The 21420-nt window shown below is 53.1% G+C and carries 22 protein-coding genes; 19 read left to right on the top strand and 3 right to left on the bottom strand.

The genetic code is table 11. The features are described 5' to 3' along the window. Positions 1 to 41 precede the first annotated feature (41 nt). A complete protein-coding gene (locus EKM90_RS07990; RefSeq protein ID WP_125581453.1) occupies positions 42 to 893 on the top strand; it encodes a VOC family protein in 852 nt (283 codons plus the stop codon). A gap of 85 nt (positions 894 to 978) precedes the next feature. Here the strand turns inward: EKM90_RS07990 and EKM90_RS07985 are convergent, their stop codons facing one another. Further along, a complete protein-coding gene (locus EKM90_RS07985; protein ID WP_125581451.1) occupies positions 979 to 1704 on the bottom strand; it encodes a GntR family transcriptional regulator in 726 nt (241 codons plus the stop codon). Positions 1705 to 1845: 141 nt separating this feature from the next. On the opposite strand from EKM90_RS07985, the gene EKM90_RS07980 reads away from it, so the two are divergent. From EKM90_RS07980 to manA, 4 genes are all read left to right on the top strand, one after another. Then, complete coding sequence (locus tag EKM90_RS07980; RefSeq protein ID WP_125581449.1) at positions 1846 to 3216, top strand: glycoside hydrolase family 1 protein; 1371 nt, start codon at positions 1846 to 1848, stop codon at positions 3214 to 3216. 34 nt (positions 3217 to 3250) lie between these two features. Continuing rightward, complete coding sequence (locus tag EKM90_RS07975; RefSeq protein ID WP_125581447.1) at positions 3251 to 4564, top strand: PTS sugar transporter subunit IIC; 1314 nt, start codon at positions 3251 to 3253, stop codon at positions 4562 to 4564. 94 nt (positions 4565 to 4658) lie between these two features. After that, positions 4659 to 5642: a serine hydrolase domain-containing protein gene (locus tag EKM90_RS07970; RefSeq protein WP_125581445.1), complete on the top strand. Its 984-nt coding sequence runs from the start codon at positions 4659 to 4661 to the stop codon at positions 5640 to 5642. A gap of 63 nt (positions 5643 to 5705) precedes the next feature. After that, on the top strand, positions 5706 to 6677 hold the full coding sequence (gene manA / locus EKM90_RS07965; protein ID WP_125581443.1) for a mannose-6-phosphate isomerase, class I: 972 nt from the start codon (positions 5706 to 5708) through the stop codon (positions 6675 to 6677). A 64-nt stretch (positions 6678 to 6741) separates the two neighbouring features. Here the strand turns inward: manA and EKM90_RS07960 are convergent, their stop codons facing one another. Then, positions 6742 to 8103 carry a Mur ligase family protein gene (locus EKM90_RS07960; protein ID WP_191987471.1) on the bottom strand — a complete coding sequence of 454 codons (1362 nt, stop codon included), beginning with the start codon at positions 8101 to 8103 and terminating at the stop codon, positions 6742 to 6744. Between the two features lie 160 nt (positions 8104 to 8263). Between EKM90_RS07960 and EKM90_RS07955 the strand changes: the two genes are divergently transcribed. The 6 genes from EKM90_RS07955 to upp all read left to right on the top strand — a co-directional run bounded on the left by EKM90_RS07955 (position 8264) and on the right by upp (position 13901). Then, a complete protein-coding gene (locus tag EKM90_RS07955; RefSeq protein ID WP_125581441.1) occupies positions 8264 to 8842 on the top strand; it encodes a thymidine kinase in 579 nt (192 codons plus the stop codon). A gap of 24 nt (positions 8843 to 8866) precedes the next feature. After that, positions 8867 to 9946, top strand: coding sequence for a peptide chain release factor 1 (prfA, locus tag EKM90_RS07950; protein WP_125581439.1), 1080 nt, complete (start codon positions 8867 to 8869; stop codon positions 9944 to 9946). Further along, a complete protein-coding gene (gene prmC, locus EKM90_RS07945; protein ID WP_125581437.1) occupies positions 9939 to 10769 on the top strand; it encodes a peptide chain release factor N(5)-glutamine methyltransferase in 831 nt (276 codons plus the stop codon). Before prfA ends, prmC begins: the two co-directional genes overlap by 8 nt. Positions 10770 to 10784: 15 nt before the next feature. Continuing rightward, complete coding sequence (locus tag EKM90_RS07940; protein WP_125581435.1) at positions 10785 to 11801, top strand: L-threonylcarbamoyladenylate synthase; 1017 nt, start codon at positions 10785 to 10787, stop codon at positions 11799 to 11801. 124 nt (positions 11802 to 11925) lie between these two features. After that, positions 11926 to 13158 carry a serine hydroxymethyltransferase gene (gene glyA / locus EKM90_RS07935; RefSeq protein WP_125581433.1) on the top strand — a complete coding sequence of 411 codons (1233 nt, stop codon included), beginning with the start codon at positions 11926 to 11928 and terminating at the stop codon, positions 13156 to 13158. Between the two features lie 113 nt (positions 13159 to 13271). Further along, the gene (gene upp, locus EKM90_RS07930; protein WP_125581431.1) at positions 13272 to 13901 is read left to right on the top strand and encodes a uracil phosphoribosyltransferase; all 630 of its coding nucleotides are present in this window, start codon (positions 13272 to 13274) and stop codon (positions 13899 to 13901) included. A gap of 447 nt (positions 13902 to 14348) precedes the next feature. Here upp and EKM90_RS07925 read toward each other — a convergent pair whose 3' ends face one another. Next, positions 14349 to 14591: a hypothetical protein gene (locus EKM90_RS07925; RefSeq protein ID WP_125581429.1), complete on the bottom strand. Its 243-nt coding sequence runs from the start codon at positions 14589 to 14591 to the stop codon at positions 14349 to 14351. Between the two features lie 70 nt (positions 14592 to 14661). Between EKM90_RS07925 and atpB the strand changes: the two genes are divergently transcribed. Genes atpB through EKM90_RS07885 form a run of 8 tightly spaced genes read left to right on the top strand, consistent with a single transcriptional unit; the run spans position 14662 to position 21097 of the window. Beyond that, a complete protein-coding gene (gene atpB, locus EKM90_RS07920; RefSeq protein ID WP_125581427.1) occupies positions 14662 to 15384 on the top strand; it encodes a F0F1 ATP synthase subunit A in 723 nt (240 codons plus the stop codon). Between the two features lie 18 nt (positions 15385 to 15402). Continuing rightward, positions 15403 to 15615, top strand: a complete 213-nt coding sequence (gene atpE, locus EKM90_RS07915) for a F0F1 ATP synthase subunit C (RefSeq protein WP_125581425.1) — start codon at positions 15403 to 15405, stop codon at positions 15613 to 15615. Positions 15616 to 15653: 38 nt separating this feature from the next. Beyond that, on the top strand, positions 15654 to 16145 hold the full coding sequence (gene atpF, locus EKM90_RS07910; RefSeq protein WP_125581423.1) for a F0F1 ATP synthase subunit B: 492 nt from the start codon (positions 15654 to 15656) through the stop codon (positions 16143 to 16145). Continuing rightward, the gene (gene atpH, locus EKM90_RS07905; RefSeq protein ID WP_125581421.1) at positions 16132 to 16677 is read left to right on the top strand and encodes an ATP synthase F1 subunit delta; all 546 of its coding nucleotides are present in this window, start codon (positions 16132 to 16134) and stop codon (positions 16675 to 16677) included. The genes atpF and atpH overlap by 14 nt, the downstream gene beginning before the upstream one ends. A gap of 18 nt (positions 16678 to 16695) precedes the next feature. Beyond that, positions 16696 to 18210 (top strand): F0F1 ATP synthase subunit alpha, encoded by a 1515-nt coding sequence (atpA, locus tag EKM90_RS07900; protein WP_125581419.1) that lies wholly within the window; start codon positions 16696 to 16698, stop codon positions 18208 to 18210. Positions 18211 to 18221: 11 nt separating this feature from the next. Then, entirely contained in the window at positions 18222 to 19151 is a 930-nt protein-coding gene (locus EKM90_RS07895) for a F0F1 ATP synthase subunit gamma (RefSeq protein ID WP_125581417.1), read from the top strand. 24 nt (positions 19152 to 19175) lie between these two features. After that, positions 19176 to 20636: a F0F1 ATP synthase subunit beta gene (gene atpD / locus EKM90_RS07890; RefSeq protein WP_125581415.1), complete on the top strand. Its 1461-nt coding sequence runs from the start codon at positions 19176 to 19178 to the stop codon at positions 20634 to 20636. 20 nt (positions 20637 to 20656) lie between these two features. Then, the gene (locus EKM90_RS07885) at positions 20657 to 21097 is read left to right on the top strand and encodes a F0F1 ATP synthase subunit epsilon (protein WP_373301047.1); all 441 of its coding nucleotides are present in this window, start codon (positions 20657 to 20659) and stop codon (positions 21095 to 21097) included. Positions 21098 to 21420 lie beyond the last annotated feature (323 nt).

Below are 21420 nucleotides of genomic sequence, written 5' to 3'. Positions count from 1 at the left end.
GTTTGTGTTTACAATGACCAATACCAAAAGGGGGTGCAATGATGGCGAGGTTAATTTTGAATCCGGCGACCCGGATTAGTTATGTGGCGTTGCGGGTCATCTCGATGCCCAAAATGGTGGCTTGGTATCAGCAGGTGTTAGGGCTGGCGGTGCTGCAAGCTTCCGCCAAACGCACCTTGCTTGGGGTGCGCACGAACCGGCGGGTGTTGGTGCTGCTGGAGACTGGTGCCACTCAGATTTCGACGCAGGTGGCAGGTCTCACGGCGTTTAGCTTGGCGCTGCCGACGCGCGGGGCGTTGCTCAAGTTAGCGGCAGGGCTGCCGGCGGCGGTGCTACCGGTGGCCTGGTTTCGCAGCGGTTTTGGGCTGGGGGTGCGGTTGACGGATCCCGAGGGCACCCAGGTGATTCTGGAACATGATGCTGGTGTGCAAGCCATTCCTCCGCGCGGCTATGATTTTGCCAATGCCCAGACTGAATCCATGCCGGCCCCTAAGTTGCCTAAGGCTGCGGCGGAAAGAATGTTGCCAGCCGGGGCGGCGGTGGGCCGGCTAGAGGTGACGACCTCACAGTTTCTGGCCACGATGGGGCATATCGAAACGGTGTTGGGGTTTGTGCGGCAACAAGACTCTGGGCAACGGGCGTATCTGACCGTCGGTGACAATACGCATCATATCGGCATTGAACTGGTCGCCGATGCCCAGGCGCGGCTACGCGGGCCAAGCGATGCCGGGGCCGATTATGTGAGTTTGGTGGTGCCAGATGTCGCCACCCTGAGTTTGTTGCGGCAAAATCTGATTGCCAAACAGTGGCAGAATTTTGATTACAATGCGGAACATCAATACTTGCGCGTCGCCGGGCCGAATCAGTTGATCATGTGGTTTTCGGTGGCTTGAATTCAGTACGCTCACGTAAAAAGATGCCCAGCCAACCTTGGTGGTTGACTAGGCGTCTTTTGAATTGCGCCGAAACAGCGACAAATTAGGGTTTGGTACGACCAGGTACAAAAACAGAAAAGTGGGCTTTATCGAATTTCTGATGGGTGACAGAATATTCAAATGGCCGGCCATCATCTAAATACACGACATTGGTCACCGCGAGCACGGGTTCATCAGAGGTGTTTTTTAAATACTGTTGATCATCTTCAGTGGAGCGCCGCGCCTCGATGCGGCGAAAGGCGGCACCAATCGTGAGTTGCAGGTTTTGTTCAATGTAGCTGTAAATAGAATGATGAAGGATATGCTCATCGATACCAGGAATCAAATCAACTGGCATGATGGTGTACTCCAAACCATAGGGCTCATTTTCCACGTAGCGCGCTCGTTCAATATCGTAAACCGCCTGTGTGGCAGAAAGTGCCAGCTTTTCCTGTTCAAGTTCCGTGGGATAGCGGAGCTCGAATTTGATGACTTTGCTTTCAAGCCGGTGGGTTCGGCCCAACAGCTCGGTGGTACCGACATATTGATCGACACCCACATCCAAGTTGGCAATGCTTTCAGCGTTGTATTTGACGTAGGTGCGGCCGCCTTGCTGGCTGTAGAGATAACCTTCTGTTTTAAGCAAATCAAGGGCCTTTTGTAGGGTCATGCGGCTGGTATGAAATTCTGCGGCCATCCTTTTTTGTTCCGGCAGCGCCGCCCCAGGTTTGTAGGCGCCCGCCTTAATCGCTGCCCGAATGGACTGGGCAATATCGGCATATTTTGACATGAGCTCGCCTCTTTCTTCTTTCCCATTCTACCGATTGTTAGGTACCAATCGCAACCTTAAAAAGTGAAAGTGCAAGTTTTAAATTTGACTTTACAAGTTTTATGTAAGCGCTTATAATTCATGGCGAAAGGGAGGAAAATTATGACTGAATTGAAGCAAGGATTTTTGTGGGGTAACTCCACATCGAGTATGCAGACGGAAGGCGCGTTCGACGAAGGGGGGAAGGGGCAGTCAGTCTATGACTTGCGGCCGGCCACTGCCGAGGCGTCGGATTGGAAAGTCGCGATTGATGACTACCATCGTTATCCGGAAGACATCGCGCTGATGAAAGACCTCGGGATGAATTGCTATCGGTTCCAGATTTCCTGGAGTCGGGTGAATCCCACTGGCGACGGCGATTTCAACGAAGAGGGGATTAAGTTCTATTCGGACTTAATTGATCAATTGTTGGCTGCTGGCATCACGCCGATGATCTGCCTGTATCACTTTGATATGCCGTTGCACCTGGCGGAATCATACAACGGCTTTGTCAGTGACCATGTCGTTGAAGCTTTTATCCGGTTTGGGAAAGAAATGGTCAAGCGGTTTGCTGATCGGGTTCCATACTGGATCACCTTCAACGAGCAAAACCTGTACAGTGTACCGGAAGCGTTCAAAATTAGCGGCTATGACGGTCCTAAGACGCCGCGCGCGTTGTATCAGATTCAGCAGCATGTCATGACCTGCCACGCCGCTATTGCCAATGAAATCCATGCGCATTACCCGCAAATCCAAATCGGCGGGATGTTGGCTTATCAAGAGGTCTATCCGCACTCACCACTACCCGAAGATGTGGCAGCGACGCGTAAATTCTTGGAGTTTGCGGATACGAATTTGATTCGACTGTTCACAGTCGGTCAGTATTCAACTGAAGTTCTGCATTATATTCATCGTGAAGGCTGGGACGATTTACTCGATCCTGAGGAAATGGCCATTATCAGCCAATGCACCAGTGATTTTCTGAGTTTTAGCTATTATTCAACTGCCACCTTGGATAGCACCAAGATTCCGGTGGCAACTTGCCCGAACTTCTGGGGCGTGCTTGGTCACACACCGAATCCCTATCTTCAGACCAATGAATGGCAGTGGCAGATCGACCCACTTGGGTTCAGAACCGTTTTGACCACGATTTATAACGAAACTCACGTCCCAGTCTTTCCAATTGAAAACGGGATTGGGGTGCGGGAACACTGGGATGGTGAACACGAAATCAATGACGATTATCGTATTCGTTATCACCGGGCCCATATTCAGGCCATGAAAGATGCTGTGACCCTTGATGGCGTCGAATGCATCGGGTATCTGGGCTGGGGTTTGATCGATATTTTAAGTTCAGCGGGCAATATGGATAAACGGTATGGCCTCGTTTACGTCAACCGGACGAATCATGACCTGATGGACCTCAAGCGCGTACCAAAGCGGTCGTTCCACTGGTTCAAGCAAGTGATTGCCTCTAATGGGGAACAGCTCTAGCATCAACTATGATTAAGATTGGAGATGATTTTTAATGGCACAAGAAAAGACCAAAATGAGTTTTCTAGACCGCTTCACCGCAGTATCAGCTCGCATTGGCGGTGAAGTTCATCTTCGTTCGTTGCGTGACGCATTTGCGATTATTATGCCGTTGTTCATCCTTGCCGGCTTAGGCACCTTGATCAACAGTGTTATCTTCCCGAAAATTGCCAGTGGTGAAACGCTGGCTAACTTACAGGTCTGGGGCAGCTTGATTGCCAATGGGACCTTGAACATTGCCGGCTTAATGTTGGCGCCGGCCATTGGTTACTGCTTGGCTTATAACCGTAATTATGATAATCCAATCACGGCTGCGATTATTGCTTTGGCCAGCCTCGTGATGACCATGCCGTTATCTCTCAAATTGATTCCAACCGGCGCCACCAAAGCGGTTGAAATCGGCGGGGTCCTGAGTTTTTCCAACTTAGGGACCACTGGCATGTTTGGCGGGATTATTGTCGGGCTCTTGGCCACGGAACTGTTCGTTTGGCTGTCGAAGCAAAAACACCTGCAAATTAACCTGGGTGAAAATGTACCGCCGGCCGTATCCAAATCATTTAACTCTCTGATTCCGGCTATCATTGTGACCTCAATCTTTGCCTTGATTGCTGCTTTGCTGGCGATTTTCGCCCACACCGATCTGATCTCGTTGATCGCCACTGGGATTCAAGAACCATTGCGAGTTTTGACCACGAGTTTGCCAGGGATGCTGATTATCTACTCGATTGGTAACTTCCTGTTTACCCTGGGGATTCACCAGACTGTCATTAACGGCACACTGCTCGATCCACTGCTGCTGATTAACATGAATAAAAACATGGCAGCCGCTGCAGCTGGTAAACATATTCCGTATATTTTGACCAACACCTTCCGTGACACCTTTGGGATGATGGGTGGCACCGGCTCGACGATTTGCTTGCTGATTGCCATCTTCCTGTTTTCTAAGATGAAGTCCAGTCGGGAAATTGCGAAGTTAGCCGTTGCGCCTGGGATTTTCAATATTAATGAACCGGTTATCTTCGGCTATCCGATTGTGTTCAATATTCCAATGATGATTCCATTTGTTCTGCAGCCAGTCATTGGGATTTTGATTGCCTACTTCTTCACGGCAATTGGCTTTATGAATCGGGTCATTGTGTTGGTACCATGGACCACGCCACCTTTGCTATCGGCCTTCCTGGCCACTGGTGGGGACTGGCGCGCCGTGGTGGTCCAACTGCTAATTATTGTCGAAGGCGTGCTCTTCTACATTCCGTTTATGCGCATTTCGGAGCGTGTTCAAGCCAAAACCATGGACTTAGAGCAATAAATTTCATGAAGCCGGGGCAACCCGGCTTTTTTTGCGCGTAAGCTTGCCAAAGCGCTATCAATCTTTCTATACTGAAACGGTTGGAGGCGGTGTGATGGAAGTTCTGAAAGCAGTCAAGCAAATCATCACCCGGCAGACCGCGCCAGGCCTGAGCGCCGCGTGGCTACATGATGGGGTGATTGAAACCAGCGTTTTAGGGGTAGCCGCAACTCAGCCGCAGGTGCTCCCGCTGCACTCAGGGATGCTGTATGATTTGGCCTCTTTGACTAAAGTGATTGGCACCACCACCGTCTTTTTGCAGGCGGTGGCAGAGGGGCGGGTGACGTTTGACACACCACTGCAACAGTTACTCCCGAGCTTTCCGCACCAGACGACCTTTCGCCAGGCGCTGACGCACACTTCCGGGCTGGAAGGGTACATTCCGCACCGCGACGATTTGCCGGCCCCGGCGTTGAAACAGGCGCTCATCACCCAGCTCAAGGTGACGGCAGAATGCGACCGGCAGGTGGTGTACCGCGATGTGAATTTACTGCTGGTCGGGTGGGCTTTGGAAAATCTGTATGGCGAGGCCATTCAGCCGTTGATTACTAAGCGCGTGCTGAAGCCACTGGGCTTGCAGCAAGCTACTTTTCAGCCGGAGCCGCAGCAGTGTGTGCCGACCACTTATGATCCCGAGGCCGGTTTACGGCGCGGCGTCGTGCATGACCCTAAAGCCGCGATTTTAGGTCCGCACAGCGGATCGGCTGGCCTATTTGCGAGCCTGCAAGATCTGATTACCTTCACGCAGTTCGCTTTTGGCCAGCGTCAAAACCCGGCCTGGCCCGATAGTTTCGGGCAATTGGCTCAGGATCAAACTAAGGCGCACCTGGGTCGGACCATTGGCTGGGATTTGCGGTGCGATGCTGGCGGCCGGACTTGGCTTTATCACACCGGCTACACCGGGACGTTTTGGCTGATTCAGCCGCAAACCCAGGCAGCGCTGATTGTGCTGACCAATCGCGTGCATCCACAGGTGAATGAGGACTTTTTGACTGTCCGCGATGAATTAATTGCGAATTTAATGTCAGCGCGTTCATGACGCACTGACTGTGGTACACTTTGATTGAAAAGTATATACATTTATTGCAAGGGGGATTCAATTTTGACAGAACCGATTTTCTTGGAACCCGTATTTCACGAAAAAATCTGGGGTGGCCGCAAGCTGGCCACTGACTTCGGTTATGACTTGCCTGACGGTAAGATCGGCGAGGTGTGGGCCATTTCGGCGCATCCCAATGGCCCTGACACCATTGCTAATGGGCCGCTGAAAGGCAAGACCTTGGATGTCGCTTGGCGTGAGAATCAGGAGTATTTTGGCCACCAGAAGGAAAAGGTCTTTCCGTTGCTGACGAAAATCTTGGATGCCAACGATAGCCTCTCTGTCCAAGTCCATCCTGATGATGCTTATGCGGCGGCGCATGAACGCCCAGGCGAATTGGGCAAAACGGAATGCTGGTATGTGATTTCAGCGGAACCAGGCTCTTATCTGATTTACGGCCATCATGCTAAGACCCGTGAGGAGCTGGCGGACATGATTCACCGCGGCGACTGGGAGCACTTGCTTCGCAAAGTGCCAGTGAAAACTGGCGATTTTGTTTACGTCCCCAGTGGTACCATTCACGCGCTGAACAAAGGCATTATGGTGCTGGAAACGCAGCAAAGCTCAGACACGACTTACCGGCTGTATGACTATGATCGGGTCGGGGCTGATGGTAAGAAGCGTGAGCTCCACCTGCAGCAAAGCATCGACACCACCACCGTGCCGAGCCACGACCCGGAGCTGAACATTACCAAAACCACCAAAGATGACGCGACGATTACGACCTTCGTGACGGCGCCGATTTCCAAGTTTTTCTCGGTGTACAAAATCGACCTGGACGGCAAGCTGAACCAGACGCCAACCGCACCGTACACCTTGGTTTCCGTGCTGGCAGGGGCAGGCACCATCGAAGCCGATGGCAAGTCCTATCCCCTGAAGAAAGGCGTCCACTTCATCATTCCTAACCAGATTAAGACCTGGACGTTCACGGGCAAGATGATGATGATTGTCTCCACCCCTGGCGCCGAACAATAAAGCGCATCAAAAACAGCGGACCTTGTGCTTCCCTTGGTGGAAGGGCAAGGCCCGCTGTTGTGATTTAGAAGCCGGCTTTGATATAGCCGGCTTGGCTGAATTTCTGCCGCATCTGTAGCACTGCAGTGTAGGTAGCGAGCAGATAAATCTGGTTTTCGTCGACTTGCTTCAGGTAGTCGATGACGTCATTCAAATCTGGCTTGGTGGCCAAGGCGTCATCCGGTACGCCGGCCACTTGCATGCGAAAGGCAATATCGCGATAACGCTCACCGCCGACCATGTAAGACGTGGCCAGCCCGCTTTGCACCAACTGTTCCAGATTACCATCCCAGATCCAGGAGGTGTCCGTCCCATCGGCGTAGTTAGCGTTCAAGAGCATGGCGAAGGCAAAAGGCTTTTGCTGATGCTGAATCATGCTGAGCACCTCGTTGAGGCCCACCGGGTTTTTGACCAAAATCAACGTCACGGTTTTACCGTTAACGCTGATTTGCTCCTGGCGGCCAAAGACCTTCTCGGCTTCACCAAAGGCTTGGCCGATTTGGGCTGGGGTGATCTCAAACGCTGCGCCCACCGCATAGGCGGCCAGGGCGTTGTAGATGTTGTAGGTGCCGCCAATGGGCAAGTGGTACGGGTGGCCATCAATGGCAAAATCGGAGCTGGTAGGGGTTTGGGCCGCCACGCTGGTGACCTGGTGGCTCAGCGCAGGCCGCTTGAAACCGCAGTTCGGGCAGAAGAAACTGCCGAGGTTGCTATAGGTGATGCCATGGTAATGGAGAATATGCTCACACACCGGGCAAAGCACACCATCGGTATTGGCCGGCGCGAAAATATCGTTGGCTGCCTCTTCTGCCAACGCAAAGCCATAGTATTGCAGCGGATTGGCCAGTTCACGGGAGCTGAAAATCGGTGCGTCGCCATTGGCAATCACTAAAGCGTCGGGGTTAGCTTTGACGCCTTTCAGGATTTTGTCATAGGTGGTGTAAAACTCGCCGTAGCGGTCCATTTGATCGCGGAAGATATTGGTCATCACAAAGGCCTTGGGGTGCAGATAATGCGCCACTGCCTTGACGTTGGCTTCGTCGACTTCCAGCACCGCGATTTTACGCTTGGCGCCGGCCTGGGTTTTGTGCGCGAAGTAAGCACCGATGATGCCTTGCAGCATGTTGCTGCCGGTGGGGTTGGTGAGGATATCATCATATTGCTGGCTCAGGACCTTGACAATCAGCGCCGTGGTCAGGGTTTTGCCGTTGGTGCCGGTGACGATAATGGTTGGCCGGTCTTGGCCCAATGCCCCGAGGACGTCAGGGTCGATGCGGGCCGCCAGCTTGCCGGGATACGCCGAACCGCCATGGCGGAAGCGGTGCAGGTACCAGTAGCTGAAGCGTCCAGCCAAAATGGCGAAACGTGATTTGAGAGAAATTGTCATCGCAGTCGCGACCTCTTTCGTGTAAGTTTCTTGTCGCATACTATCATAGCATAGGATACCGGCAAATCCGGCGGCGCCAGTGTTAATTCCCTTAAGATTCCGTTATACTAGGAAAGGTGAATTTTTAGCGGCCGCAATTGGGCCGCGTAGGGAGGCTCGCATGGCACAATTATTCTTTCGCTACGGCGCAATGAATTCAGGCAAAACCATCGAGATTTTGAAAGTCGCACATAACTATGAAGAGCAGCATAAACAGGTGATTATTCTGACTTCCGCCGTGGATGATCGCGCTGGCGTCGGCATGATTTCCAGCCGTATCGGAATGGAGCGGCCGGCGCATCCGGTGCAAGACAGTACTAACATTTTTGACTTGGTCAAGCAGATGAATCCCAAGGCCGCCTGCGTGCTGATCGATGAGGCGCAGTTTTTGAAGAAGCACCACGTCTTTGAATGTGCCCAAGTCGTGGACGAGCTTGGTATTCCGGTGATGGCGTTCGGCTTGAAGAATGACTTCCGCAACGAGCTGTTCGAAGGGTCGCAGTATCTGTTGACCTACGCCGACAAAATCGAAGAAATGAAAACCATCTGCTGGTTCTGCGCCAAAAAAGCGACCATGAACCTGCGCGTGCATGATGGCAAGCCGGTGTATGAAGGCGAGCAAATTCAAATTGGCGGCAACGAGAGTTATTTCCCGGTCTGCCGGCATCACTATTATTTTCCGCCGCAGCAGTTAAGCTAAGCGGCATCAAGCAAGGAGGAGCCAATGGATAAGATTTTTGCCCAATTAGATGGCCTGCTGGGCCGTTATGAAGAGCTGGAAGAGCTGATGAGCGATCCCGCTGTCATCAACGACACCAAGCGTTACATGGCTTTATCAAAAGAAGAAGGCGGCATGCGCGATGTGGTGGCCGCTTATAAGAAGTACAAACAGGTCAAAGCCGATTTAGCTGAAAGCGAAGCGCTGCTGCGGGAAAGCAAGGATCCGGACATGCAGGAGCTGGCCAAAGAAGACTTGGCCAGCCTGACTGAGGAGCAGGCCAAGCTGGAAGACGACATCAAAAAGTTGATGCTGCCTAAAGACCCTAATGATGACAAAAACATTATCATGGAAATTCGTGGGGCGGCTGGCGGCGATGAAGCCAGTTTGTTCGCTGGTGATTTGCTGACGATGTATATGAAGTACGCCGAAAAGCAAGGCTGGACCACCGAAATTATCGATGAGAATCCCACCGAAGTCGGCGGCTACAAAGAAGTCTCTGTCCTAATCACGGGGCAAAATGTTTATTCAAAGCTGAAGTACGAAAATGGGGCGCATCGCGTGCAGCGCGTGCCCGTGACCGAATCCGCCGGCCGGGTGCACACCAGCACCGCCACAGTGGGCGTGATGCCGGAGTATGATGAAGTGGACCTTGAAATCGACCCGAAGGATATTCGCACTGATGTTTACCGCTCTAGTGGGGCTGGTGGTCAGCATATCAACAAAACCTCATCGGCCGTGCGGATGACGCACTTGCCAACCGGGATTGTGGTGACAATGCAAGACCAACGTTCCCAGCAGCAAAACCGGGCCAAGGCCATGCAGATTTTGCGCAGCCGGGTCTACGATTTTTACGAAAGCCAAAACGAAAGCCAGTACGCTGAGAAGCGGAAAACCGCGATTGGCACTGGCGATCGCTCGGAACGCATTCGCACCTATAACTACCCGCAAAACCGAGTGACCGACCATCGCATTGGGTTAACCTTGAACAAGCTGGACCGCATCATGAACGGCGAACTCGATGAAATCATCGAAGCGCTGATTGTCCAAGATCAAACCAATAAGATGGAACAAATCGATGGCTGAGACCTATGACCAGCTGCTGCGCCGAGCAAGTGCGGCACTGACGGCGGCAGGCATTGAGCCTGATGGCGCCCGCTATGTGCTGGAAATGCGCAGCGACTTTACACCAAGCCAGCTGCGATTGCATGCCCGCGACGTCGTACCAGCGCCAGTGGCCAAGCAGTTTGAAGCTGACCTGCCGCGGCTGCTGGCGAATGAGCCGCCGCAGTATATTGTTGGGGTGGCGCCGTTTTACGGTGACTTGTTTGAAGTTACGCCGGCGGTGCTGATTCCGCGGTTTGAAACCGAAGAACTGGTGGCTTGGGCCGCCGCCGAGCAAATCCTGGCCCAAACCGGCCTGGATGTTGGCACCGGTAGCGGCGCCATTGGGTTGACTTTGGCGAAACAGCTACCGCACACGGCCATGACCCTCAGCGATGTTTCCGCCGCGGCGCTGGCCGTGGCCAAGCGCAATGCGGCCAGCCTCAAGCGCCAAGCGACCTTGGTCCAAAGCGATTTATTTGCGGCACTGCCTGCGCGGTATGACTTTATCATTGCCAATCTGCCATACATCAGCCGGCGTGAAACCTCGGTGATGGATGCCAGCACCCTGGCCTTTGAACCGGCGTTGGCACTGTTCGCCGCAGATGATGGCCTGGCGCTGTTTGAGCGGTTTGTGGCTGAGGTGGCCAATCACCTTAAGCCCAAAGGCAGTGTGTACTTAGAATTTGGCTACCAGCAGCAGCCGGCCTTGGCCGCGTTGTTCGCTCGGGTATTGCCGCAGGCCCAAGTGACGTTCCGCCGCGATCTGGCCGGGAAGCCACGGATGGTGAAGTTAGTTATTTAATGAAGGAAGCTTATCATGGAAACCAAAGTATTTAGCAAGGACGAAATCGCTGACGCGGCGGCGTTGATCAAGGCTGGCGAAGTGGTGGCCTTTCCCACCGAAACGGTTTATGGACTGGGGGCTGATGCCACGGATCCGACTGCTGCCGAAAAAGTCTTTCAGGCCAAACACCGGCCGGCCGACAATCCCTTGATTGTCACCGTCGCCAACCCAGCAATGGTGGCCGAGTTCGCTACCATTACGACGGCGGCGAAGCAGCTGATGGCAGCCTTTTGGCCAGGCCCGCTGACCATTATCTTGCCCATTATTCCTGGGAAGCTCTCGATGATTGTCACTGGCGGCTTGCAAACCGCGGCCTTTCGAATGCCAGCCAACGCCTTGACCCGCGAAATGATTACGCTGGCGGGGCGGCCGATTGTCGGGCCTTCCGCGAATTTGTCTGGTAAACCTAGTGGCACGCGGCCGGCGCATGTGCTGCATGATTTTGACGGCGCCATTGCTGGCGTCTTGGACGATGGCCCCACGCAGGTCGGGGTGGAGTCGACGGTGATTGATATGACCGCCAACCCACCGGCGATTTTGCGGCCCGGTGAAATCACTGCGGCCCAATTGGAACCCATCATTGGGCCGGTGCAAACGGATCAGCACAAGGTGGGCGCTAATGAAACGCCGAAAGCACCGGGGATGAAGTATAAGCATTACGCCCCCAATGCCCAAGTGGTGATTGTGGATCATCCGGCAGATTGGCCACTGGCGCTGCAGTGGGCGGCTAAGCAACCGGCCCCTTATGGCGTGCTGGCCACCGATGAGCTGCTGACCCAGGTGCCAGCGGCAGTGCCGACTTATTCGCTAGGCGAGGATTTAACTTCCGCCACCCATAATCTGTTTGCGGGGCTGCGCTGGTTTGACTTGCATCCCACGGTTAAATTGATTTTAGCGGAGGCATTTTCACCCACCGGGTTGGGGGCGGCTTACATGAATCGCCTGAACAAGTCGGCCGGGAATGCCCACTTTGACCGCGACACTCAGTGATTTGATTGTTATAATAAGAGCTGTGAAACTGGCAGCTCTTTTTTTGTTGGTTTCGGGCAAAACTGGCTTTTGCGTTTATTTTCTGAAAAAATGCTGAGTTGTGGCAACTCACGGAGGTAGGCACATGGACTTTAAAGCGTATGACCCTGCAGTGTTCACTGCAATCGAGAATGAAGAGAAACGGCAACAGCACAATATCGAATTAATTGCCTCAGAGAACATCGTCAGTCCGGCGGTGCGGGCCGCACAAGGCAGCGTTTTGACCAACAAATACTCAGAGGGCTACCCTAAGCACCGCTATTATGGTGGTAATCAGTTCATCGATGAAATTGAGCAGATTGCCATTGACCGGGCAAAGGAATTGTTCGGCGCCGAGTTTGCCAATGTGCAGCCGCACTCAGGCTCGCAGGCTAACATGGCCACTTACCGCGCTTTCCTCAAAGACGGGGACAAGGTGTTGGCAATGGATCTGACCGATGGCGGCCACTTGACGCATGGTAGTCCCGTGAGCTTCTCTGGCCAAACGTATCATTTCTATCACTACGGCCTTGATCCAGAAACCGGGTTGCTGGATTATGCCAAGATTTTGGAACAGGCTGAGGCTGTGCATCCGAAGCTGATTGTCGCCGGGGCCAGTGCATACAGCCGCGCCATCGACTTCAAGCAGTTCCGTGACATTGCTGATCACGTGGGGGCCTTTTTGATGGTCGACATGGCCCACATTGCCGGCTTGGTTGCTGGCGGGGTGCACATGAATCCAGTGCCATATGCCGATGTGGTTACCACGACGACGCATAAGACGCTGCGCGGCCCGCGTGGCGGCATGATTTTGGCTAAGAAAGAATACGGTAAGGCCATCAACTCCGCCTTGTTCCCAGGTATTCAAGGGGGCCCACTGGATCATGTGATTGCGGCTAAGGCCGTGGCGCTGGGCGAAGCGATGCAACCGGACTTCAAGAACTATGCGGCTCAAATCGTCAAGAATATGCAGGCGATGTGTGAGGGATTCGCGGAAGACCCGAAACTGAAGATGATTTCCGGCGGTTCTGACAACCACATGGTGCTGCTGGATGTCACTGGCTACGGCTTGACTGGCCGCGATGTTCAAGATCTTCTGGATTCAGTCATGATTACCGCCAACAAGAACCAGATTCCTGGCGAGCAAAACGGGCCGTTCAAGACTTCCGGTCTACGCGTAGGGACCGCGGCGATTACGACCCGCGGTTTCAACGAAGAAGATTGCAAGGAAGTCGCACATCTGATCACCGCCGCTTTGACTCACCGCGATGATCAAGAAAAACTTGATGAGATTCGCCAATCTGCTCTTGCACTGACCGGGCGTCATCCTTTATCATAGGAAAGGTTACGGCATGATGCCGGATAGCAAGTAAAACAATGCTGTAATCGCGACTGCCTTCGTAGTCGCGATTTTTGTAAGCTTGCGCCACATTTAAAGGAGGACCTTTCTGCATGGGCAAATTTACGGTTTTGAACCACCCACTGATTCAGCACAAGTTAACCTTGATTCGAGACAAGAATGCCGGGACTAAAGAGTTCCGGGAAATTGCCAACGAAATCGCCGAGTTGATGGTTTATGAAATCACGCGGGACCTACCATTGCGTGATGTTGAAATCGAAACGCCAATGGGCAAGACAGTTCAAAAAGAACTGGCCGGCAAAAAGCTGGTTGTCGTGCCAATTCTGCGCGCAGGCTTAGGCATGGTTGACGGCGTTTTACGTCTGATTCCAGCGGCAAAGGTCGGCCACGTCGGGATGTACCGCGACGAAAAAACCTTGAAGCCACATGAATACTTCGTCAAAATGCCAGCGGATATCGATCAGCGCGACATGGTGATTGTCGATCCTATGCTGGCCACTGGCGGCTCTGCTAACATGGCCATTGAGGCGCTGAAGAAGCGCGGCGCCACCTCGATTCGGCTCGTGGTCCTCGTGGCCGCTCCAGAAGGCGTCAAAGTGGTTCAACAGGAAAACCCAGATGTCGACATTTATGCGGCAGCCTTGGATGATCATCTGAACGAAAATGGTTACATCGTCCCAGGTCTCGGCGACGCCGGCGACCGGCTGTTCGGGACAAAGTAACGCTGCGGAGGTCGGCGGGCTTAGCGCGACGAGTAGCCTAGCTCATAGCCTTACCGGCGCCTTTTGCCGGTGAGGCTATGAGCGTAGCTAATCGCTCGCGCGTTGCCGACCGGAGCGCAACTAAACAGGCTGCGGAGGGCGACCGCATTTTGCCGGACGACTAGCCTAGCTCAACGCATTGAAGCCGCACTTTGGCTTCGAGGTGATGAGTGTAGCTAGACACTCATCCGTTGCCCCCGGGGAGCGCAACTAAAGCTGCGCAGGTCTGCGCATCATCTTTGCCGTTCAAAACAAATACCCAGACAATGTGACTTTAATCACACTGCCCCCAAAGCGTCTTGGCTTGTGCCAGGGCGCTTTGTTCGGCTATGATGCAGGTAGCCACTACCACCGCTGCCCATGACAGTTAGCGCCGACCCAGATTTTTGTTCAGACCGTTACGGACGTTTACAGAAAAACAGTGTTTGAAGCGGTTGCCTTGTTTTCAACTTGGCTGACATTTTCAACCAGGTTGGCCAAGTTTAACCATGAAGCCGCTTTCTGTGTGAAAATCGTAATGAAAAGGGTTTGCAAAAAGTGATGAAAATCAACCGGCGTGCTTTGTTTTTTCATGCAAAAGGTGATAGAGTATTGAGTGTGTTTTGAAGGATGAGTATCCGGAAATCCGCAATTTTGACTGCGCTTGCGCATGTGCATGCCCCGCGATTAACGCCCGTACATAGGCGTGCGTGGGCGCAGCCGACTTAAGGAGGTGAATTCTGTGAACGAAAGCTATCCCGTGGTTAGTTTTATGGGTCTGCGGTTTAACTTGGCGAACGATTTGGCGATTTTGATCTCTTGCATTCTGATTTTTGCGTTGGTGTTCTGGCTTGCTCGCAAGCCAACGCTGCGTCCGAATGGTCGGCAGAACGTGCTCGAATATTTGATTGACTTCACCAATGGCATCGTCAAACAAGCGATGCCAGGGAAGGAAGGCAATCGTTTTGGTCTGTTTGCCTTTGTGTTGTTCCTGTTCGTTTGGGTGAACAACCAGCTCGGGTTGTTCCTTCAACTTGATGTTGGGGGTAAAACCTGGGTGCGGTCAAGTACTGCCGATCCCATCATCACGTTAAGTTTGGCGATGCTGGTGCTGGTGCTTTCACATTTCTTTGGGGTCGTCTTTAACGGCGCCAAAGGTTATCTGCATGAGTACGTGTCACCTGTCGCTTTTCTGCTCCCCATCAACTTGATTGAAAACATCACTAACTTTGTCACCTTAGCATTACGACTTTACGGGAACATTTACGCCGGTGAAGTGTTACTGCTACTGATTCGCCAGCTCGCCTTTTCGGGGCACGGGCTGCTCGGTGGGGTATCCTTCATTGGTGGCTTCGCGATCGAAGTGATTTGGCAAGGGTTCTCAGTCTTCATTGGTACGATTCAAGCGTACATTTTTGTTACCTTATCAACGGTCTACACGTCTGAAAAGGTTATTTCTGATTAATCATTAGGAGGATAAATCATGCAATATCTCGCTGCATCTATCGCCGCAGGCATCGCTGCTTTCGCGGCTTCATATGGTAACGGTAAGGTTATTTCCAAGGCCCTTGAAGGGATGGCTCGTCAGCCAGAAGCAACCGGCAACCTGCGTTCCACTATGTTTATCGGTGTTGGGCTGATCGAAGCCGTGCCGATCATGGCTATCGTTGTTGCGTTCATGCTTGTTTTGAAGTAATTCGCCCAGCGGCAAATTAAGAAAGGGGAATGATTCACATGGCAACTTTTGGTGATACGCTCTTTCTACTCGCCGCTTTCGCTGTTTTATTAGTACTGGTTGGGACTTTTGCTTGGAAGCCAGTGACCAAGATCATGGCTGAACGTCAGGATAAGATCGATAGCGATCTGGATTATGCTGACCAAACGCGCCAGGACGCCCAGAAGATGGCGGCCCAGCGTGAAGCAGAACTGAAGAGTTCCAAGGAAGACGCCGTTAAAATCGTCTCACAGGCGAAGGAAAATGGCGAAGCACAGCGTCAGCAGCTCGTGGCTAATGCGCAGGCAGAGGTCACAAAGTTGAAGGCCAACGCAGACAAGGATATTGCCCAACAGCGGCAAGACGCCTTGAATGCGGCCCAAAAAGACGTTGCTTCCTTATCTTTGGCCATCGCTGAAAAGCTGATTGCTAAGGAACTCGACCCAGCCGCACAGCAAACATTGATTGATCAATACATCAGTGAGTTAGGTGACGCCAATGGCAGTCACTGATCGCGATGCCGCACCACGCTACGGGAAGGCGTTGTTCGAGGTTGCCCAAGAACAAAACCAACTCCAAGCGGTGCATGAAGAAGTCAATGAGCTGCAGGCAGTACTGAAACAAACCCCTGAACTGCTTTCGGCTTTGACCAGCAAAAATCTCACTGCCGCCGACAAGGATCAATTGCTTAGCATTTTGCTGCAATCACGGTCCGATTTGGTTTCGCAGCTGGTGGGAATTGTGCAAGCCAATGGCCGACTAGGCGGCCTCGCAGCGGTCTTCGATGATTTTGAAGCCCGCTACGATGCTGCCAATGGCATTGTGAAAGCGGTCGTGACGACTGCTGTGGCAATGTCAGATTCGCAGCTTCAGGCGATTAAACAAGCCATTGCCACGAAGTTAAACGCGCAAGCCGTTGAAGTAACGCCGGTCATCGATCAAAGTATCGTTGGCGGCGTTAAAGTGGTGGCTGATGATGTTGTCATTGACGGCACCGTCGCCACGCGGCTGGCGCAACTGCGGGCAACGCTGCTTAGTAATTAGCGAAACGAGGTGAACCGGATGAGCACCAAGACAGAGGAAATTAGTTCTCTGATCAAGAAGCAACTTGAGAATTACAAAGATGACCTGAACGTTGATGAAGTCGGTACCGTGACCTACGTTGGTGACGGAATCGCCCGCGCGACCGGTCTTAAAAATGCAATGGCGAGCGAATTGCTGCAGTTCAGCAATGGCTCATACGGGATGGCCCAAAACCTCGAAAGTAATGATGTTGGTATCATTATTCTTGGGGCCTTCGATGACATTCGTGAAGGCGACACCGTCAAGCGGACCGGTCGCATCATGGAAGTGCCGGTCGGCGAAAATATGATCGGTCGCGTTGTCAATGCCTTAGGGCAACCCGTTGATGGTAATGGCCCGATTGAAACCACGAACACGCGGCCAATCGAAGTCAAAGCGCCTGGCGTCATGCAACGTCAGTCGGTCACTGAACCCCTACAAACCGGGCTCAAAGCAGTTGACGCTTTGGTCCCGATTGGCCGAGGCCAGCGTGAGTTGATCATTGGGGATCGTAAAACTGGGAAAACCTCGATTGCGATTGATACCATCATCAACCAAAAAGACCAAGATATGATCTGTGTCTACGTGGCGATTGGCCAAAAGGAATCAACCGTGCGCACGCAAGTTGAAACCTTGAAGAAGTACGGCGCGATGGATTACACCATCGTTTTGACGGCGGGTCCTTCTGAACCAGCCCCAATGCTGTACATCGCCCCTTATGCCGGCGCAGCGATGGGCGAAGAGTTCATGTACAATGGCAAGCATGTTCTGATCATTTATGATGATCTGTCCAAACAAGCCACCGCTTATCGTGAATTGTCCTTGCTGCTGCGGCGCGCGCCAGGGCGTGAAGCTTATCCTGGGGATATTTTCTACACCCACTCCCGTTTGTTGGAACGGGCGGCCAAGCTCTCAGACAAGCTGGGCGGCGGTTCCATGACGGCCTTGCCGATCATCGAAACCCAAGCTGGGGATATCTCCGCTTACATCCCGACCAACGTGATTTCCATCACGGATGGTCAGATCTTCCTGCAAAGCGACCTGTTCTATTCCGGGACCCGCCCAGCGATCGATGCTGGGGCTTCGGTTTCTCGAGTCGGTGGGGACGCGCAGATCAAGGCCATGAAGAAAGTGGCCGGCACGCTGCGGTTGGACCTGGCGTCATTCCGGGAACTGGAAGCCTTCACGCAATTCGGTTCTGATTTGGATGCGGCCACGCAGGCCAAGCTGAATCGCGGCCGCCGGACCGTCGAAGTCTTGAAGCAGCCGGTGCATAAGCCACTGGCCGTTGAAAAGCAGGTCCTCATTCTTTACGCTTTGACCCATGGGTTCTTGGATGCGATTGCGGTGGATGACATCGAATCCTTCCAGCAAGGCCTGTTCGACTATGCGGAAAGCAATGGCGCCGACTTGCTGAAGACGATTCGTGAGACTGGCCAACTGCCAGACACTGATAAGCTCGATGCACTCATCAAAGGTTTTGCTGATGGGTTCACCGGCAGCGCCGCTAAATAAGGAGGTGCCGCATGGCTGAATCATTGATGGATATCAAGCGCCAGATCAACTCGACCAAGAAAACGGGTCAGATCACGCAGGCCATGCAAATGGTCTCCGGCGCCAAATTGAGCCAGATTGAAAAGCGTTCCGGACAATACCAACTGTACGCCGATCGGGTGCGTCAAATCGTGACGCACTTGGCCGCCGCCCAGCTGCTGGAGCTGGAACGTCAGGAAACTGAAGAGTTGACCAATGCTGATGCCAGCAAGCAACACCTTGAAGTGGCATCATTGTTGCAACAACGTCCCGTCAAGAAAACCGGTTATCTGGTCATTACCTCTGACCGCGGCTTGGTGGGTGCCTACAACAGCACAATTTTGAAGGCCATGATGCAAATGATCACCCAAGACCACCAAAACGACGCGGATTACGTTGTGATGGCAGTCGGCGGGGTCGGCGCTGATTTCTTCAAAAATCGCGGCGTTAATCTGGCTTATGAATATCGCGGTGTGTCGGATGTCCCGACCTTTAACGAGGTGCGAGAAATCGTGAAAACCGCGGTGACGATGTTCGATAACGAAGTGTTCGATGAGCTGTATGTGTGCTACAACCACCATGTCAACTCATTGACATCAGCGTTCCGCGCTGAAAAAATGCTGCCTATCTCTGACCTTGATGCCAGTGAAGTCGCAGACACGCCGATCGAATATATCACGGAACCTGATCCGGACGCAGTGCTGGAAGCGATTTTGCCTCAGTACGCGGAAAGCTTGATTTTTGGCGCCATCATGGATGCCAAAACTGCTGAGCATGCCGCTTCAACCACTGCCATGAAGAGTGCCACAGACAATGCCAACGATTTGATTTCCAAGTTATCGACGACTTACAACCGGGCACGGCAGTCGGCCATTACCACGGAAATCACCGAAATCGTCGGTGGGGCCAATGCACTTGAGTAGTAATCAACAGGGAGGACGATTTCATTGAGTAATGCGACTGGTAAAATCGTGCAAGTGATCGGCCCTGTTGTCGATGTCGAGTTTGCGCTCGACGCAGATCTACCTGAAATCAACAACGCATTAATCGTTAAGCGCGATGAAGGCAAGGATTTGGTCCTTGAAGTCACCGTTGAACTTGGCGATGGCGTGCTGCGGACGATCGCGATGGATTCGACCGATGGCTTACAACGAGGCATGACCGTCAAAGATACTGGCGGTTCAATCTCGGTGCCTGTCGGTAAGGATACATTGGGTCGTGTGTTCAACGTTTTGGGTGATCCAATCGACGACGGTGAAGAATTTGGCCCAGACCACCGGCGCGACAGCATCCATCGGGATGCGCCAAAATTCGAGGACCTGAATACCAGTTCAGAAATCCTTGAAACAGGGATCAAAGTGATCGACCTGCTTGAACCTTACTTACGTGGGGGGAAAGTTGGGTTGTTCGGTGGTGCCGGGGTCGGCAAAACCGTTTTGATCCAGGAATTGATTCACAACATTGCCGAAGAGCACGGCGGTATTTCAGTCTTCACCGGGGTCGGCGAACGAACCCGTGAAGGTAACGACCTTTACTTCGAAATGAAGGAAAGCGGCGTGCTGAAGAATACCGCCATGGTGTTTGGTCAGATGAACGAGCCGCCTGGTGCCCGGATGCGGGTGGCCTTGACCGGGCTGACGATTGCGGAATACTTCCGTGATGTCGAAGGTCAAGACGTGCTGCTCTTTATCGACAATATCTTCCGGTTCACTCAGGCCGGGTCTGAAGTTTCTGCGCTGCTGGGCCGGATTCCGTCAGCCGTTGGGTATCAGCCAACGCTGGCTACGGAAATGGGCCAGTTGCAGGAACGGATTACCTCGACCAAGAAGGGGTCAGTTACCTCGATTCAGGCCGTTTACGTGCCTGCCGATGACTATACCGACCCAGCGCCGGCGACGACCTTTGCGCACTTGGACGCGACCACTAACCTGGAACGTAGTCTGACCCAGCAAGGGATTTACCCGGCGGTTGATCCTCTGGAATCTTCTTCCAGCGCCTTAACGCCAGAAATTGTTGGTAAAGAACACTACGAAGTTGCCACTCGCGTGCAGCAAGTGCTCCAGCGGTACCGTGAACTTCAAGACATTATCTCCATCTTAGGGATGGATGAACTGTCTGACGACGAAAAGATCACCGTTGCCCGCGCACGGCGGATCCAGTTCTTCTTGTCGCAAAACTTCAACGTGGCGGAACGTTTTACCGGCCAACCTGGTTCTTATGTGCCAGTTGAAGAAACCGTCAAGGGCTTCAAGATGATTCTCGATGGTAAGATGGATGAGTATCCAGAAGATGCTTTCCGGGCCGTTGGGCGGATTGAAGAAGTGGCGGAAAAAGCCAAGAAGATGGGCTTTGCCCCAGCCGATGATGCGGCTAGCGATGACCAACCAACCCAGGCAGCGGCTAATTAACGACGCAGAAGGGAGGGGTTATCGTGGCAGAACAAAATGTCCTGACTGTTAACATCGTGACACCGGATGGTTTGGTTTATGATCACCATGCCAGCCTCGTGGTGGTGAAAACCACCACTGGCGATATGGGGATCATGGCCAACCATGAACCCGTTGTTGCACCACTTGTGATCGGGGAAGTGCGCGTTCGCCGCGTTGACAGCCCCGGCCATGAAAACATGATTGCCGTGAATGGTGGCTTCATGGAGATGTCGAACAATGTTTGTTCGATTGTCGCCGACTCTGCCGAACGGGCTCGCGATATCGATTTGACGCGGGCGGAAGCTGCGCGCAAGCGCGCCGAACGCCGCATCGAGGATGCCAAGAGCCATCGGGATCAAGACGAACTGCAACGTGCCCAAGTGGCCCTGCAGCGCGCCATCAACCGAATCCACGTCCGCAAGAGCGGCCTGGGCGGTTAATCAGACCAATCAATTCAGCATCGCGCTTAGCGGTGCTGTTTTTGTGTTCTTGGGTTTTGATGGACCGGGCCGCAGGTTGCGGCGTTGGTGGGCTCCGCTTGGCGGGGGTGCTGGCTGTGCGGCCGGTCCGAGCCGAAAACCGGTCTCGGACCCAAAGATGAAGCCAGCCTCGCTTCGCTCGTTGCTGTCTTCGACTTTGCCGCGATTAGCTCTGGGCAGCCCTGCCCAAAAACCGCGCCGGTCTGCCTGTCGCTAATCGTTTCACGGCCAGACCCCCGCCAGGCTCCGCCCGTCACCACCGCAACCCGCTTCATAACAAAAGG

The organism is Lacticaseibacillus suibinensis (assembly GCF_003946175.1).
GTDB lineage: Bacteria > Bacillota > Bacilli > Lactobacillales > Lactobacillaceae > Lacticaseibacillus > Lacticaseibacillus suibinensis.
The sequence above is the reverse complement of the archived record's forward strand: the minus strand, read 5'-3'. Positions and strand labels throughout refer to the sequence as shown.

What these genes read in the sequence shown, in the direction of transcription:
- EKM90_RS07990 (WP_125581453.1), top strand. Translation starts at nt 42, where the DNA reads ATGGCGAGGTTAATTTTGAATCCGGCGACCCGGATTAGTTATGTGGCG.
- EKM90_RS07985 (WP_125581451.1), bottom strand. Translation starts at nt 1,704, where the DNA reads ATGTCAAAATATGCCGATATTGCCCAGTCCATTCGGGCAGCGATTAAG.
- EKM90_RS07980 (WP_125581449.1), top strand. Translation starts at nt 1,846, where the DNA reads ATGACTGAATTGAAGCAAGGATTTTTGTGGGGTAACTCCACATCGAGT.
- EKM90_RS07975 (WP_125581447.1), top strand. Translation starts at nt 3,251, where the DNA reads ATGGCACAAGAAAAGACCAAAATGAGTTTTCTAGACCGCTTCACCGCA.
- EKM90_RS07970 (WP_125581445.1), top strand. Translation starts at nt 4,659, where the DNA reads ATGGAAGTTCTGAAAGCAGTCAAGCAAATCATCACCCGGCAGACCGCG.
- EKM90_RS07960 (WP_191987471.1), bottom strand. Translation starts at nt 8,103, where the DNA reads ATGACAATTTCTCTCAAATCACGTTTCGCCATTTTGGCTGGACGCTTC.
- EKM90_RS07955 (WP_125581441.1), top strand. Translation starts at nt 8,264, where the DNA reads ATGGCACAATTATTCTTTCGCTACGGCGCAATGAATTCAGGCAAAACC.
- prfA (WP_125581439.1), top strand. Translation starts at nt 8,867, where the DNA reads ATGGATAAGATTTTTGCCCAATTAGATGGCCTGCTGGGCCGTTATGAA.
- prmC (WP_125581437.1), top strand. Translation starts at nt 9,939, where the DNA reads ATGGCTGAGACCTATGACCAGCTGCTGCGCCGAGCAAGTGCGGCACTG.
- EKM90_RS07940 (WP_125581435.1), top strand. Translation starts at nt 10,785, where the DNA reads ATGGAAACCAAAGTATTTAGCAAGGACGAAATCGCTGACGCGGCGGCG.
- glyA (WP_125581433.1), top strand. Translation starts at nt 11,926, where the DNA reads ATGGACTTTAAAGCGTATGACCCTGCAGTGTTCACTGCAATCGAGAAT.
- upp (WP_125581431.1), top strand. Translation starts at nt 13,272, where the DNA reads ATGGGCAAATTTACGGTTTTGAACCACCCACTGATTCAGCACAAGTTA.
- EKM90_RS07925 (WP_125581429.1), bottom strand. Translation starts at nt 14,591, where the DNA reads ATGCGCAAGCGCAGTCAAAATTGCGGATTTCCGGATACTCATCCTTCA.
- atpE (WP_125581425.1), top strand. Translation starts at nt 15,403, where the DNA reads ATGCAATATCTCGCTGCATCTATCGCCGCAGGCATCGCTGCTTTCGCG.
- atpF (WP_125581423.1), top strand. Translation starts at nt 15,654, where the DNA reads ATGGCAACTTTTGGTGATACGCTCTTTCTACTCGCCGCTTTCGCTGTT.
- atpH (WP_125581421.1), top strand. Translation starts at nt 16,132, where the DNA reads ATGGCAGTCACTGATCGCGATGCCGCACCACGCTACGGGAAGGCGTTG.
- atpA (WP_125581419.1), top strand. Translation starts at nt 16,696, where the DNA reads ATGAGCACCAAGACAGAGGAAATTAGTTCTCTGATCAAGAAGCAACTT.
- EKM90_RS07895 (WP_125581417.1), top strand. Translation starts at nt 18,222, where the DNA reads ATGGCTGAATCATTGATGGATATCAAGCGCCAGATCAACTCGACCAAG.